11 protein-coding genes and 1 pseudogene are annotated in these 14887 nt (G+C 72.6%); 4 read left to right on the top strand and 8 right to left on the bottom strand.

Features of this window, described 5'->3' with window-relative positions; translation table 11 throughout:
• The first annotated feature begins 50 nt into the window (after positions 1 to 50).
• On the top strand, positions 51 to 428 hold the full coding sequence (locus ABD978_RS18000) for an ArsR/SmtB family transcription factor (protein WP_345355088.1): 378 nt from the start codon (positions 51 to 53) through the stop codon (positions 426 to 428).
• Here ABD978_RS18000 and soxR read toward each other — a convergent pair.
• Positions 416 to 931 carry a redox-sensitive transcriptional activator SoxR gene (soxR, locus tag ABD978_RS17995; RefSeq protein WP_345355085.1) on the bottom strand — a complete coding sequence of 172 codons (516 nt, stop codon included), beginning with the start codon at positions 929 to 931 and terminating at the stop codon, positions 416 to 418. The two genes, ABD978_RS18000 and soxR, sit on opposite strands and share 13 nt — an antisense overlap.
• A 250-nt stretch (positions 932 to 1181) precedes the next feature.
• Between soxR and ABD978_RS17990 the strand changes: the two genes are divergently transcribed.
• The gene (locus tag ABD978_RS17990) at positions 1182 to 2327 is read left to right on the top strand and encodes an acetyl-CoA C-acetyltransferase (RefSeq protein WP_345355082.1); all 1146 of its coding nucleotides are present in this window, start codon (positions 1182 to 1184) and stop codon (positions 2325 to 2327) included.
• Between the two features lie 63 nt (positions 2328 to 2390).
• On the opposite strand, the gene ABD978_RS17985 is transcribed toward ABD978_RS17990, so the two are convergent.
• Positions 2391 to 2861 carry a hypothetical protein gene (locus ABD978_RS17985; protein WP_345355079.1) on the bottom strand — a complete coding sequence of 157 codons (471 nt, stop codon included), beginning with the start codon at positions 2859 to 2861 and terminating at the stop codon, positions 2391 to 2393.
• A 199-nt stretch (positions 2862 to 3060) separates the two neighbouring features.
• Between ABD978_RS17985 and ABD978_RS17980 the strand changes: the two genes are divergently transcribed.
• Positions 3061 to 3414, top strand: a complete 354-nt coding sequence (locus ABD978_RS17980) for a MerR family transcriptional regulator (RefSeq protein WP_345355076.1) — start codon at positions 3061 to 3063, stop codon at positions 3412 to 3414.
• 25 nt (positions 3415 to 3439) lie between these two features.
• Here the strand turns inward: ABD978_RS17980 and ABD978_RS43910 are convergent.
• A pseudogene (locus ABD978_RS43910) lies at positions 3440 to 4389 on the bottom strand (DUF6891 domain-containing protein).
• Positions 4390 to 4427: 38 nt separating this feature from the next.
• Positions 4428 to 5009, bottom strand: a complete 582-nt coding sequence (locus tag ABD978_RS17965) for a CGNR zinc finger domain-containing protein (RefSeq protein ID WP_345355067.1) — start codon at positions 5007 to 5009, stop codon at positions 4428 to 4430.
• Positions 5010 to 5058: 49 nt separating this feature from the next.
• On the opposite strand from ABD978_RS17965, the gene ABD978_RS17960 reads away from it, so the two are divergent.
• Positions 5059 to 5889, top strand: a complete 831-nt coding sequence (locus ABD978_RS17960; protein ID WP_345355064.1) for an alpha/beta fold hydrolase — start codon at positions 5059 to 5061, stop codon at positions 5887 to 5889.
• A 37-nt stretch (positions 5890 to 5926) separates the two neighbouring features.
• Here the strand turns inward: ABD978_RS17960 and ABD978_RS17955 are convergent, their stop codons facing one another.
• From ABD978_RS17955 to ABD978_RS17940, 4 genes are all read right to left on the bottom strand, one after another.
• Positions 5927 to 7396, bottom strand: a complete 1470-nt coding sequence (locus ABD978_RS17955) for a hypothetical protein (RefSeq protein ID WP_345355061.1) — start codon at positions 7394 to 7396, stop codon at positions 5927 to 5929.
• Complete coding sequence (locus ABD978_RS17950; protein ID WP_345355058.1) at positions 7393 to 13131, bottom strand: hypothetical protein; 5739 nt, start codon at positions 13129 to 13131, stop codon at positions 7393 to 7395. Before ABD978_RS17950 ends, ABD978_RS17955 begins: the two co-directional genes overlap by 4 nt.
• Positions 13132 to 13253: 122 nt before the next feature.
• Complete coding sequence (locus tag ABD978_RS17945; protein WP_345355055.1) at positions 13254 to 14345, bottom strand: CU044_5270 family protein; 1092 nt, start codon at positions 14343 to 14345, stop codon at positions 13254 to 13256.
• The gene (locus tag ABD978_RS17940; RefSeq protein WP_345355052.1) at positions 14338 to 14883 is read right to left on the bottom strand and encodes an RNA polymerase sigma factor; all 546 of its coding nucleotides are present in this window, start codon (positions 14881 to 14883) and stop codon (positions 14338 to 14340) included. The genes ABD978_RS17945 and ABD978_RS17940 overlap by 8 nt, the downstream gene beginning before the upstream one ends.
• Positions 14884 to 14887: the final 4 nt, after the last annotated feature.

Genomic DNA, 14887 nt, shown 5'->3' with positions numbered 1-14887 from the left:
TTCGACGTTCGACGTTCGTCGTACGACGAAAGTCATACCACGGTTGTACGATGGTTGTCGAAAGAGAGGACATCGCCATGCCCCGATCGCAGCGTCGCGCGCTCACCCACCCCGACGTCGACGAGTTCGACCTGCTGGACGTCCTGCACGCGCTGTCGGACCCCACCCGGATGACGATCGTCCGGACGCTGCACGCCGACCCGGAGCGGGCCTGCGGGACGTTCCCCGTGGATGTCGCGCCGTCCACGCTCACCCACCACTTCCGGGTGCTCCGTGAGGCGGGCGTGATCCGTCAGCGCGAGGACGGCAACCGGCGCTGGACCGCCCTGCGCCTCGACGACCTCGACGCCCGCTTCCCCGGCGTGCTCGACGCCCTGGTCACCGCGTACGAACGGCAGCTCGGGGCGCCGTCACCTCAGCCGCAGTGATCCCCATCGCAGGCGTCCGGCCCGGCGGCGGACGCCGCCTGCGCCGCCGTCTCGGTGAGCAGCCGCCGGGGGCCCGGGCCCTGCTCGCCCAGCTCGTCGAACGGGTTGGACAGGCGGCACCGGCTCAGCGACAGGCAGCCGCAGCCGATGCAGTCGGTCAGGTCGTCGCGCAGCCGTTGGAGCTGTTCGATGCGGGCCGTGAGCTCGCTCTGCCAGGAGGCGGACAGCGCGGCCCAGTCCTTCCGGGTCGGCGTCCGCTCGTCCGGAAGCCGGGCCATGGCGTCGCGGATCTGCTTCAGCGGGATGCCGACGCGCTGGGAGACCCGGATGAACGCAACGCGTCGCAGCACATCGCGGGTGTAGCGGCGCTGGTTGCCCGCGGTACGGCGACTGCGGATCAGGCCCTGAGTCTCGTAGAAGCGCAGTGCGGAGACGGCGACCCCGCTCCGCTCCGCGACCTGGCCCACGGTGAGCTCGCACACGTCCCATCGGGGATGCTCCATGCGCGCCACTCTAGAACCTCGACAATGATTCAGGTACAGGGCCGGGCCGGGCTCCATGCACGTGGTCGTCGCCGGCCCGCCCGGCGTCGAACTGACGACGCGGCGATGGCGTCGTCTCCGGGGTGGCAGGTTCGTGTCCGAGAGTGGGCTCGGTCATATCGACGGATGGACCGAGCGAGGTAACCTCGTACTGACCGAATGTTGTTCGGTTCTTGTTGGGACGGAACCCGGGAAGATACTTGGAGGCGTCGTGGCCGAGGCGTACATCGTCGGAGCGGTCCGTACCCCCGTAGGCACCAAGAAGGGCGCCCTCGCGGCCGTGCACCCGGCCGACCTGGGCGCGCACGTTCTCAAGGAGCTCGTCGAGCGCACGGGCGTCGACCCCGAGGCGGTCGACGACGTGATCATGGGCTGCGTCATGCAGGTCGGCCCGCAGTCGCTCGACATCGCCCGTACCGCCTGGCTGTCCGCGGGCCTGCCCGAGCGGGTCCCCGGCGTGACCATCGACCGGCAGTGCGGGTCGTCGCAGCAGGCGATCCACTTCGCCGCCCAGGGCGTCCTGTCCGGCACCCAGGATCTCGTCGTGGCCTCCGGCGTGGAGAACATGGGCATGGTCCCGATGGGCTCCAGCGTCGCCATGGCGCTGGAGAAGGGCATGCCCTTCCCGTACGGCGAGGGCTGGTCCGCGCGGTACGGCGACCAGGAGATCTCGCAGTTCCGCGGCGCGCAGCTGATGTGCGAGAAGTGGGGTTTCAAGCGCGGTGATCTGGAGGCGTTCGCGCTGGAGAGCCACCGGCGCGCCGTCAACGCGATCGAGAACGGCTACTTCGACCGGGAGACCGCGCCGATCGCCGGCGTGACCAAGGACGAGGGCGCCCGGCCGGACACCTCGCTGGAGAAGATGGCCGGCCTGCAGCCGCTGCGCGAGGGCTGGGAGCTCACCGCCGCGATCGCCTCCCAGATCTCGGTCGGCGCCGGCGCGCTCCTCATCGCCTCCGAGGAGGCCGTACGGGAGCACAACCTGACGCCCCGCGCCCGCATCCACACGCTCGTCGTCGAGGGTTCCGACCCGGTGTACATGCTGACCGGGCCGATCCCCGCCACCGAGAAGGCCCTGCGGCGGGGCGGGCTGTCGATCGACGACATCGACGTGTTCGAGGTCAACGAGGCGTTCGCGCCGGTCCCGCTGGCGTGGGCGCGCGAGACGGGCGCCTCCCTGGAGAAGACCAACCCGAACGGTGGCGCCATCGCGCTCGGCCACCCGCTGGGCGCCACCGGCAGCATCCTGATGACCAAGCTCCTGCACGAGCTGGAGCGCACCGGCGGCCGCTACGGCCTGCAGACGATGTGCGAGGGCGGCGGCCAGGCCAACGCCACCATCATCGAGCGCATCTGAGCACGGACCGCGGGCGGCCACCGAACGAACGGGCGGGGTGCGGAGCACCCCGCCCGTTGATGATCAGATGCGCCCGGCCTTCCGCAGCGCACGGATCGAGGACGCTCGCGTCCCCCGGAGCATCGTCTTGGCGGACACCTCGACGAGGCTGATCTTCCACTCCTCGTTCGCCGTCCTCACGGCGGCCTCCGCGCACTCCACCGCGGCCTGGGTCACCGGGCGCCCGTTCATCAGCGGAGTCGGCGCCACTGCGGCCAACTTCGCCAGTGCCGCCCGGTGCGAAGGAGTCCTCCGCGCGGAGAGCGCGGCCTTCGCGAGCTTCCTGGCGGCCTTGATGATGTGCGCCTTCTGTACTGCTGTCGCAGCCGTTCGCGCCAGCTCCCTGAGCTCGGACTCCAGCGCGACATACCGCGCCTCGTCGAGCGGAGCCTCGACGGCCTCCTCGGTCAGCTTGGCGAGCCTGGCCTTACGCAGCCGGGTCTCTTTCGCCGTTTCCTCGATTCCGAGGAGGGCGAGCAGCGCAAGAAAGAACATGGTTCCGGTCCTCTCGACTGTCTTTTGGGTGCTTGGTGCACCCGGTCCCGGTCCTTTGCCGGTAACGCTGACCGTCCGTCCATAAGGACGGTGCGCATGAAGGAACCGACGCGCCCGCCCTCCGTGCGTAAAGAAGCCCACAACCTGGGCGTGTACGGGGCATCCGAGTGGTGTGCCGTGCCCCACGATGGCTCGCGTCATGGTCCTCACTGAAGAAGAACACCGGCCGCTGTACTCCGTCGGGCAGGCCGCAGAGATGCTCGAGACGCGCCGCCGGTTCCTGCACCGTCTCGACCGGCACGGCGTCGTTCAACCCCGGCGCACACCGGGCGGCCACCGGCGCTACTCGGCGTACGAGATCGGCCGGATCCGCCGCGTCATGGAACTGGCCGACGAAGGCGTCACGCTGGTCGGCATCCGCCACATCATGGGACTGGAGAAGCGCGTCCGGGAGCTGGAGGCCCAGCTCGACGCCGCCTGGGACCGCGTCTTCCAGATGGAGAAACGCCCGGTGATCCCGCGGATGCGCCGCGAGCGGATCCCGCCGCTCTGACGGCCCACCCGGCGACCTCGACGGCTCAGCCGGTGGACCAGGGGCGGACCTCGATGTCGCCGAGGCGGGCGAGGTCCGCGCGGTCCTCCTCGGCGAGGACGCGGATCAGGTCCTCGGCCTCGGCCGGTGTGACGTGGCGGCCGCGCGAGCTCCGCGTCGCGACGTCCGGGCTCTCCAGCCACAGCCGGGGCCCGTCCTCCCAGATCATCTGCACGATGGCGCCGGACCGGCCCTCGAACGTCGCGAAGTTGCCCTTCCGCGGCGTCAGGTCGAGCAGGGTCCGGCGGGCCGCGGCGAGCGGCATCGGGATCGCGTCGTCCTCGCCACGCCCTCGCGCGTAGTCGCGGTAGGTCACCTTGAGCGGGCCGGCGTTCTCCGGCTCGGGACCGCCGGGCCAGGCGGCGAGCCGCCCGAAGCGCCGCCGCCGCCACGTCAGGGGCACCTCGATCCGCCGGCCGGAATCGCCGTTCCAGTCCGGCGCGAGGCCGTGGCGGCGCAGCACGGCGACGACCTCCTCGCCGATCCGGGTGGTCGCGGCCTCGTCTCCGCCGAAGGTGCCGTACGACAGGTACACCCCATGGCCGCCGACGGCGGCCTGGACGTCCTGGTGGTGGCAGAAGACGTAGCCGCGGGGATCGGCGCCTTCCGGTGCCTCTCCACCGATCTCGGCGGTGCCGCAGCTCTGGCAGCACGTGAAGTTCTCGCGGGCGATGATCCGGCCGTCTCCAGCTCCCGGAACGCCCGGATCAGCCGGTCGGCGTCGAGGACGTCCGGCCAGGTCTTCTGGTCGGAGCGGTAGGCGGCGAACTCCTCCGCCGCGATCTCGGTGGCGGCCGCGCGCACCGTGTCGGCCTCCACGACCCCGTGAAGGTACTCGACGCAGTCCTCGATGATCGCGTCGAAGTCGAGATCCCCGATGGCGAGGGCCTCGCGGATGGTGTTCCGGAGTTCGTCCTGGTCCGCTGTGTCGATCACAGGGCGATCATCGCAGGGCGGGACGACATCTCACGCGCTCAGGACCGTGTGCGGTCGTAGTGCCGGCGGGCCTTGTTCCGGTTGCCGCAGCGCCGCATCGAGCACCACTGGCGGTTCCGGGCGGGGGAGCGGTCCACGAACCGTACGCCGCAGTCGGGCGCCGCGCAGACGCGCAGCAGGTCGTCGCCGGTCAGCAGGCCGATCGCGTCGACGGCGAGGCGGGCCATCGCGGCCGCCGTCGACTCCTCGCGCGGCGCGGCGACGGGACGCCCGGCGTCGTCCAGGGCCAGCCGGGGGACCGGCGGCGCGGCCGCGATGGCCGCGTTGACGATGTCGACCGCCTCCCGCGCGGTCCGGGGGAGCGCGTCGTCGGCCTCCGCCGCGGCCCCCCGGCCGGCCGCGCTCACGTCCGGGAACGCGAGGAGGTCGATCGCCTCGCGCAGCCGCCGTACGGCCCGCAGGCCGGCGTCGTCCGGGTCGCCGGGCAGATCCGCCGTCCGCAGCCAGGCGCCCAGGTCGGCGGGCGTGCGCAGGGTCTCGCGGCCGCCGAGCTTGCGGTCGCGGATCGTGTTGACCAGGTCGACGCTCGGCCGGCCGCCGTCCCAGAGCCAGTCCCCCATAACCCCATCATATGGTTAGATTGGCTATAACCATATAAGGGGGTTAGAGATGGCGATCGCAACGGTCAACGGCATCCGCATGTACTACCGGCAGGTGGGTGACGGGCCCCTGCTCGTCCTTCTGCACGGCTGGCCGCAGACGGGGCACTGCTGGCGGCACCTCGTCGGGCCGCTCAGCGAGGCGTACACGGTCGTCGTTCCCGACCTGCGCGGCTACGGGCGCAGCGACCTGCCGAGGGACGGGCACGACAAGCGCACCCGCGCCGAGGACCTGCACCGGCTGATCCGCGCCCTCGGCCACGAGTCGGCCACGGTGATCGGCCACGACCGGGGCGCCCGGGTGGCGCACCGCTGGGCGCTCGACCATCCCGGCGACGTCGAGCGGCTCGTCCTCATGGACATCATCCCGACGCGCGAGATGTGGCGGCGGATGGACGCCGGCCTGGCCCGCGGCACCTGGCACTGGCTGTTCCACCTGCGGCCCGACCTGCCCGAACTGCTGGCCGGGGCGAACCCCGATGCCTACCTGCGGTACCTCATCGACGACTGGGCGCACGTGCCGCTCCCGGAGGAGGACATCGCCGAATACGTCCGGGCGTTCTCCCGGCCGGGCGCGCTGCGGGCCGGGTTCGACGACTACCGCGCCGCCGACGAGGACGCCGCGCACGACGAGGCCGACGCCGGCCGGCGGATCCCGATGCCGCTGCTGGCGCTGTGGGGCGAGCACAGCTTCCTGCAGACGATCGACACCGTGGCGGTCTGGCGCGACTACGCCGAGGACGTCACCGGCACGATGATCGAGGACTGCGGCCACTTCCTCGCCGAGGAACGCCCCGAGGCCGTCCTGGCGGAGCTCCGCGGATTCCTGCCCGGGCTCTGACGCCCGCCGTGGCCACCTGCGACGGACCGCGAATCGATCACCGGCAGAGCTCCGTCACCAGCCGTTTCAACCGGTGGTCGTCGAGCGCGGCGCGATGGGCCAGGCGGTTGCGGGCGTCCCACAACACGCGAAGCCGGTCGGCCTCCTCACGGGTCAGCCGGACGTGACTGTTGAGGTGGGCGCCCCACATCGCGCCGAGTTCCATCCCCATCAGCGCCTCGGCGGTGCCGCCGTCCGCCGGCGGCGCCGACGCGGTGCCCACCGGGCCCGACCGGTAGCGCTCGGCGAGCCGGCCGGGCGGCAGCCGGGACCGGCGGCGGATCACCTCGGTGAACTCCTCGCGCGCGTCGTCCAGCAGGGGGAGAAGAACACGGTTCTGGGCGAGCCAGAGCCTGGTCCGCACGGTGTGCTCCAGATCGGGCTCGTACCCCGGGTGGCAGCGCAGTTGCCCGTCCCACGCGTCGAGCAGCCCCTGATTCCAGCCGGGGCGCAGCGTGTTGTCCGGCTGGAGCGCGGAGCGACGTCCCCGGCGAGCGGACCCCGCCGAGGCGGGCTCCGCGGTCACGGCACCGACCACGTGCCTCAGCTCATCGAGGAGGGTCGCCGGAACGCCGTCCCAGCGGGTGGCCAGCTCCGTCGCCAGGTCGAGAAAGGGCCCGCACACCTCGACCACGGCCGCCTGGACGACCGATTCCAGGAGCTGATGATGTGCCGCCGGGCCGGGGGAGTGCGGCCGGGCCACGGAGACGACGGTCGCGGTGTCCAACCGGCCGAGGACCCCCCACCACCAGTGCACGGCCGTGTCCTCCCGGGAGATCTGGTCCGGAAGCTCCGCGGGCAGCCCCGACGGCGTGGCGACCACGAGCATGCGCGGGCGCCGGGTGGGGGTCAGTCCGGCCTCCTTGACGGCCGCGGTCAGCCGCCGGAGCAGGTCGGTCGCGGCGGTGGAAGACGCCTCCCGCCAGGCTCGTACGACGATCACCTGTCCACCGCGGGACGGCGGCCGGTCCTCGGTCAACCGCGCCAGTACGTCGTCCAGCCCCTCGGCGGCGGGACCGCCCGCGGAGTAGGGACCCTGGAGTTCCTTGGCCAGCCGTTCCAGCAGGTCGGCCGCGGCGGTCCGCATGGGCACCGAGGGGGCGGGCGCCGTGATCGCCGGCGTCGCCGGGAGCGGCCGGGTGTGGTGCTCGAAGTCCGAGAGGCCGTCGTCATAGTCCAGCAGCGGCTCACTCGGCGTCCACCGGCCGGCCGGTGCGGCCTGCGGGGCGCGCGGCCGTGGGACCCGCGCGACGCGATCCCGCTCCGCCGGTGGCAGGAGCAGGAAGTCGCCGAGCTCGTGCAGCAGCTCGCCCAGGAGCCTCTCGGCCGGCGCGTCCGTCGGCCGGACCTGGGAGTCGGGGAGCAGGCACAGGCAGCTCCTGCCGCGCTGAAGATCCTCCAGGACACGGCGCACCCAGACCCGTACGCCCGGCAGGGCGGTCGGATCGACGGTCGAGGCGAGACTCACGAAGAGTTCCGCAGTGACGCGAGCGTGCGGAAGGTCACCCAGTCGAGCGTGTACCCGTCGTCCCCGTCGTCGAGCACGCCGTGCTCGACCAGCCGCCGCGTCAGCGCGTGGACCTGCTCCAGGCCGAGGCCGGTGACGGAGGCGATGTCGGCGGGGCTGGACGCCTCGCCCGGCTCCAGGTACGCGGTCCATTCGGAGAGCAGCTCGATCTGCCGGTCGTCGAGCTGCACGTCCTCCAGGTGGGCGCGGGCGAACTCGATCCGTCCCGTGTACAGGAGCATCTCGTCCAGCGCCGTCTTCAGCGTGGCCCCCTGGCGGGAGGTGCGGTGCACCGTGCGCTCCACCAGCTTCGGCCACCCTCCGGTGACCTCGACCAGGTTCCGGCGTTTGTCCGGCGTGTCGAAGGGACATTCGGGCCAGGCCCGCAGGCTGTCGGCGTTCCACCGCTGCGGGTGCACCACGCTGGTGACCGATTCGTCCTGCCGGCCGTCCCACGTCACGGGATCGACCAGGAGCACGGCGGCCCGGTGCGGGTCGTCCGGCGAGGTGTGCCGGCCGAGCCGTTCGACGCAGCTCTCCAGCTCCGCCTTCGCGCAGCCGTGCAGATCGGCCAGGACGATGCTCGGCTTGCGGTCCCGCGCGTCGTTGGCCAGCACGTCGGCCAGGTCGTCCGCCCCGGCGACGCGCACGCGCAGGCCCCGGGCGTCGGAATAGGACCGCACCGCCTCCTTGACGAGGGCGGGGGCGAACGCGGTGGTCAGGCAGACGGCCGACAGTCCCCGGCCGGTGGCGAGATGCAGCTGGTCCTCGGTCAGCGGGCTGTAGCGGGCGATGCCCTCCTTGTCCTGTCCGACCAGGCGCCGGGAGAAGCGGGGGTTGTAGTCGTACGGCAGGTCGAACTCGGTCTGCCGCAGCTCGAGCTCGAGGTCTTCGCGGGTGCCGAGCATGTGCACGACGTTCGGGCTGCGTACGGCGTAACGCCGCCGGTCGGCCTGCTGGATGAGCAGACCGAGTCCGACCATCTCGTCCAGGTAGATCCGTACGTCGCTGGCGGTGAGCGAGCTGAAACCCTCCCGCCAGTGCTGCTTGGCGGCGCTCAGCAGCTCGTCGGCGCTGTAGCCGCGGGCGAAGCCGTCCGCCTGGCTGCGCAGCGCGATCACCAGGGCCAGCACGCGGTAGCGGTCCTCGAGATTGATCGTGATCCGGAGCCGCTCGGCGATGTGGCGGTGGACCTGCGCGGAGCTGGCGACCGCGCGGACGTCCTCGTCGGTCACGGCGATCGGCCACTGCGCGGACCCCAGCGGCTTCTCGCGCAGCGCCGCGACGAGCCGGTCACAGAAGATCTGGACGAGGCACGCCTGGTAGTTCGTCGCGGCGAGAACCCGCCAGACGAGTTCGGGGCGTTCGAAGCGGTAGCCGAAGGCGGCCATCGGCTCGACCACCAGGCGCTGCGCCTCGGCCGGTTTCAGCGGTCCGATCAGCACGTCGGGCCCGCCGTGCGTGAGCGGCACGTTCGACAGGTGGCTGAAGCGCTGGACCTGATGCAGGCCCGCGAACACGATCTTGAAGCGCCGGTCGGTGCGGTCCATGAGGCCCTTGAGCCGGACGACGTTGGCGAACGTTCCGTCGCCGCCGCGACCGGGCACGGGTTTCGAGTCGGCGGTCAGGAAGGCGTCCGCCTCGTCGGCGAGCACCAGGATCCGCCGCTGGGGATTCTCCTCCAACCAGCGGTGCACCTGGCTCAGCATCACGTCCGGCCCGGCCTCGGGCGAGACCTTGCGGCCGAGGACCCCCACGCGTTGCAGCTCACCGGCGAGCACCGGCCAGATGCGCTCGGCCGGCTCGGCCTCGCCGACCCCGCGCGCCTTCAGGTCGAGGTAGATCGCCTTCCGCTCGGGAGTGTCGGGGAACGTCGCCTCCACCTTGCGGAGCAGCGCCGACTTGCCCAGCTGGCGTCCGCCGTACAGGAAGAGGGCGCCGAGCGGGTCGGTGACGGTCGCCATCTCCTGCCCGCGGCCGTAGAAGACCTCCGGCGGCACGAGCCCGGCGACGAACGGGGTGTACGGGGTGAAGGCCGTCCAGGGCAGGGTCAGCCGCTGAGCCGCGCGGAAGGAACGAGGCGACCGCGCGGCGACCCACCCGAAGACGGCCGGATCCACCACGAGCGCCTGCTGGGACGACGTGCGCACCTTCTCCGCCATCGCCCGGCGGCCACCGAGGCCGAGAGGGTAGAGGTAGATGATGAGGCAGGCACCCGTGTCGCCGCTGTCGAGCAGGTCCAGCGGGCTCCGCCCGCGCTGCTCGTCCGAGACCACCAGGATGGTGTAGGCGGAGGCCGCGGAGCCGAGCGCGGCGACGTAGCCGGGCGCCGACTCGATCGGCGTCGCGCGGGCGGTCAGGCGGAGCAGGCCGCGCACCCGGCGGTCGTCGCGTACCGGCGTCTGTTCGCACTCCAGGCCGAGCAGGCGCAGCACCGAGGGCACGTGCCGCTGCCACTCCGAGCCCCGCTTCGTCGGATCGCACAGCGCGTCCCAGGCGTCGAGCGCGACCTCGGCGCCGGACGTCAGCGGCTGCCCGCCGAGGAAGTGATCGGCCCAGGACCGGGCGGAGTAACCCTGGCCGGTCTTGACCGCCGTGTCGAGCTCCAGCCCGGCGGTGAACGCGGCGAGCTCCGCACCCCAGTCGGTACCGCTCCAATCGGGCAGGGGGTCACCCTTGCGCAGCAGCGCGAGGCACTCTTCGGCGGTCACGGTGTCACCCGCGTCGAGCAGTGCGGTGAGCCGCTCCCGCTCGTCCGCGTGCAGGTTGAGCGCGCTGAGGCTGCCCCGCAGTCGTTCGACGTACTCGTCGACCCGCGAACGCAGCTCCTCCTGGAGCGCGCGGATCTGGTCGATCGTGCCGCCGAAGGCCCCCTCCGGCGCGGGCCGTCCCAACTGCTCGAGCCGTCCGGCGTAGTCGCGTTCCGTCTCCGGGCTGAGGTTCTGCTGGGTGCGCAGCTCGGCCAGCAGGCCCGCCGCGGCCCGGTGGGTCTCGCGGTGCCGGTTCGACCAGCGTGCCCATTCGATCTCGCGCGACTGACGCCAGTCGCCCGGAATCGCGTCGCGGCCCGCCGGCACGCACGGAACCAGGTCGCGTTCGAGGGCGGCCACGAAGGCGTCGGCCAGGTGGAGGTCGCCGTTCTGGGAGTAGGCGCGCAGCACCGCGCGGCTGTCGACGGGATCGAGCAGTGCCAGGAGAGCGTCGGTGAACCCGTCCGCGTCGGGGAGGGGCGCGCCTTCGTGCGAACGCGGCAGGTCCGGTGCCGCCAGCAGCGACTCCGCGCCCGGCTGCCCGTCGGGCTGTCCGGCCTCGGCCTCCAGGACGGGCACCGGGACGATGGGCCGGTCCGCGCCGAGCAGCCAGGTGCGCAGCCGCATGAGGGCGGCTCCATCGACACCCGGCAGCGGTGCCACGTCGCGGACCTGCTCCAGGGACCGGCGCAGGGCCGTGATGCAGTCGGCGCGGTCGCCGACGGCGGGCGCGGCCAGGGCCCGAGCCCGGGAGAGCAGGTCGGACACCTGATCGATGCTGCGCAGCAGCGCCCGTTTCGCCGCCGCCTCGATCGGTTCCTTGGCCTGTTTCGGAGTACGGATCGCCGCGTCCGCCTCCTCGATCATGCGCTCCGCCGAGCCGCGCTTGCGGAACAGCTCCCAGACCGTTTCGAGCGCCGCCGCGTCGGCCTGACCGTCGGCCCAGGCGCGGATGACGGTCAGGGCCTTCCCGAGGGGTTGTTCCTGGCGGAGCAGCCGCGTCCGGACGTGGGTGGCGCGCGCGTACCCGACCCGCTGGCGCGGCAGGTCGGTCACGAGCTCGGTGGCCTCGTCCCCCAGGCGCTCCCGGGTGAGCACCGGCTCCCTGGTGGTGCTCAGCCCGTCCCCCACGGGATCGATCTGTTCGAAATGGCGCAGTACGCCGACGGCGCTCTCGAGGAACCGTCCCCACGGACCGGAGATCATGGTCGACAGGTCGGTCTGAAGGAGGAAGTCGTTCTGCCAGCCGACGAGCATGCCCGCCCGTACGGACGCGGCGGCGGTCAGCACGAGCGCCGACCGGTCGGACCGGAGTGCGTCGACATCCGGCACGAAGCCGGTCAACACCGCGGTCGCCTCATCCTCACCGCCGCACGAGAAGGCGGCGTCGGAGAAGGCCAGGCAGTCGGCCCGATGCGTCTTCTCGCTCGAGCCGACGGTCAGCCAGTAGGCCTCCTGGAACCGGCCCTCCCGCACGAGCCGCGCCACCGGTGAGTCCTGCGTCACCGGATGCGCGGTGTCGGCCGTCGCGGCGAGGGGCCGCCAGGGCAGGAACTCCGTCTCCGGCGGCTGCTCCTCACCCGAGGCGGGTTCTGCCGCGCGGGGTGACGGGCCGGAGGGCGCGGCCGCGACCTCCTCGTCGTGCGGCGTCGTGGACCCGGTGCCGGACGGGTGCGCATCCTCGTCGTGCGGTGCCGCGGACGCGGTACCGGGCGGGTACTCGTCCACGCGCCCCACGGGCGCGGGCTCCGGTTCGCCGGGTGCGGCGGGCGGTTCGTCGAGGGCAGCGGACGTCTGCGGGGCGGTCGGCGTCGCCACCGGTTCATCGAGGATGGCGGACGTCTGCGGGCTCTCCGCCTGTTCGCCGGCCTGGGATGGCCCGGGAGGATCGGCGGCTGGACCTTCTGGAGCGGGCGCGCGCTCGTCCGCGGGGGCCACGTCGGCCGCGGTCACTCCGCCGAGCAGGGCGGATATCCGGTCTTCCAGCAGGGAGAGGGACTCGCGAAGCGGTCCGAGATGAGGTGCGCCCGGCGACGCCGTCGCGAGGGCCCCGGAGAGCTGCTCATGTTGGACGCGCAACCCGGCAAGTTCCTTGGCCCGCCTGGTCTTCGCGTCCTCCTCGGCCCGAATCTCCGCGATGAGCCGGCGCAGTTCCGCGAAGTCCTCCTCGTCCGACCAGGGGCGACCGGCCTCCGCGAGCCGGGTGGCCAGGCCCGTCCGTTCCGACGACCACGCGGACAGCTCGTCCACGAGCTCGTCCGGGACCCGGGAACCGGCGCGGACCCGTGCCGCCGCCTGGTCCAGTGTCATCGCCAGAGAGTCCGCCCGAGCGCGAAGCGCCTCGGCCGCGGCGGTCAGGTCGGCTCCGGTGGTCTCGTCCGGCACAGCGTCGTCCTCTTCCGTTTCCGCGGTCCGCTCCGGCGGCGTCGATGAAGGAAGCCCGTGCAAGGCGGTCTCGCCCTGCTCGTCGTGTTCGTCCTGCGCGGACCCACCGGGCCCGCCGGGTTCGCCCGGCCCGGCAGCGGCCTCGAGGAGCTCGTCCCAGTGCTCTCGTACCAGTCGGCTCGCCGGTGCCTCGCGGATGACGATGCCGTACATGGTCAGCCGGGCCAGAACGGGTTCGAGGCGCTCTAACATCGCGGTGAGCGTCGGCAGGTCGGGTCCGGCGACCTCCGACTCCGAGTAGCCGAAGTGTTCTTGCAGGGTGTACGCCGCGTACGCGACAGCGGCTCCGGCCATCATTTCGAGCTCGCGGCTCTGGGCACGGTTCAGCGCCACATGGGCGGAGCGCAGCTCACGGCGCCCCACGCGCAGCGCGGCGCCGTTGCGGGCGGCGCCGATGCCCGAGAGCGTCGGCAGCGGGCCGGGGAGAAGCAGTAACGCCCGTAGCGACCGATCGTCCAGGCCGATCAACCATGCCCTGAGTCCTGCCTCCGGCGTCCCCATGCCGGGATACTGCCAGAGCGGTCACGCACCGCCAAGAGGGGTGCGAGCGGTGTAACCGGTCCACGGGCTGATCCCTGCGGCCGGCCGCCGGAACGGCCGACCGCAGGGATCATCCCGGCGGCTCAGCGCGGAGCGGAGTCCGTCCAGCCCATCTCGAGGAAGAGCTGCTCCGTGTAGACGGTGCCCGGCTTGATCCCCGCCGTCTCGGCCCCCCGGCCCGCCACCAGCACGGTCTGGGTGCCCAGCACGCGGTACGTGCCGGGCTGCAGCAGAAGCTGGGTGTCGAACACGCCACTGGTATCCGTGGCGCGTGCCGTGAGCGCGATCGCGGTCCGTCCCCGAAGGTCCGTCACCGACCCGGCGTTGCGGATGCCCGGCGTGTCCGCCAGGACGCGGAAGACGGCCGCGTTGAGCTTCGGCGAGCCGGGCTGGGCGAGGAAGTCGCCGGCCTGGGCGAGGACGTTGCTCGGACCGCCCTTGCCCGAGGTGGTGAGCAGCCGCTGCCGCAGCGCCGCCGGGTCGTCGGCGAGCGCCTCCCGCTGGGCCTGGGTGAGCTGCTGCTGCGGGCAGCCCTGCGGGTGACCGGCGCACTGCTTACGTGCGCGGGCGACCAGCTTCTCGTAGCCGTTCTTCTCGGCGGGTGTCATCCGGACGAGATCCCACCGGTCCGGGGCGGCGGTCTGCCGGATGTACTGGCCGTTCGAGAGAACGCGCCAGACCGTCGGCGAACCGGCCCGCCGCCAGGCCGCCCGGTCGGCCGCCGTCTGCGGGATCGCACCGGCGAACCGGCTGCGGAAGACGTCGTCGTCCTCGGCGCTGCGCGCGGTCCACTGGTCGAGCTCGTGCCGGGCGCCGTCGATCACGTAGTCGCCCTTCGCGACGTGGTAGGCCTGGCCGCTGATCACGTGAGTGTGCCAGTACCGTCCGACCGGCTCGCCGGCCGCCTTCTCCGCGGCCGCGAGGAGCACCTGCCGGGCGGTCATCGCCTTCGGCGGCGCGTGCTCCGACGCGGGCGGCGGGCCGCTCGCGGTGACGGCGACCACGGCGGCCGTGGCGGCGGCCGCCAGGCCCAGCCCGGCGATGCCCAGCCCGGGTACCCGCCACCGCCGACGGCGCGGCGGCGCGGCGTACAGCCGGCGCCGGCCCTCGGCGACGACGTCGGCGGACGGCGGAGCCTCCCGCAGGAGGCTGCGGATCATGCGCTCGTCATTCATCGTTGTCCTCCCCGAGTGCGGAGCGCACCTTCTTGCGGGCCCGGCTCAGCCGCGAGCCGACCGTTCCGTACGAGATGCCGAGCGCCTGCGCGATCTCCTCGTGCGAGAGCTCGGAGACCGCGCTGAGCAGCAGGACGTCGCGCTGGCCGTGCGGGAGTGCGGCCAGCGCCGTGGCGAGGCGGGGCTGGAGGCCCTCGGCGCGCACCCAGTTGATCACCCGGTTCTCGTGGCTGTCGGTGATCTCCTCCCGGCCGACCTTGGCCAGGGCGCGGTACCGGCGCGTCTCCTGCCGCCGGTGCTGCGCGACGAGCCTCGTCGCGATGCCGAAGAGCCAGGGCCGTACGGCGCCCCTCTCCGGGTCGTAACCCCCGTGCTTGCGCAGGGCGATGACGAACGTGTCGGCGGCGACGTCGTCGGCCACGTCGCGGCCCAGCCGGCTCGCGACATAGTTGTAGATCGACGGGAAGTGCTCGTCGTAGAGCGCCGCGAACGCGTCGGGTGAGCGTACGGCGGGCTCGGCGACCCGCACGCCCTTCATGGTC

Origin of the sequence: Actinoallomurus liliacearum (assembly GCF_039542035.1) — a bacterium.
Taxonomy (GTDB): Bacteria; Actinomycetota; Actinomycetes; order Streptosporangiales; family Streptosporangiaceae; genus Actinoallomurus; species Actinoallomurus liliacearum.
The sequence above is the reverse complement of the archived record's forward strand: the minus strand, read 5'-3'. Positions and strand labels throughout refer to the sequence as shown.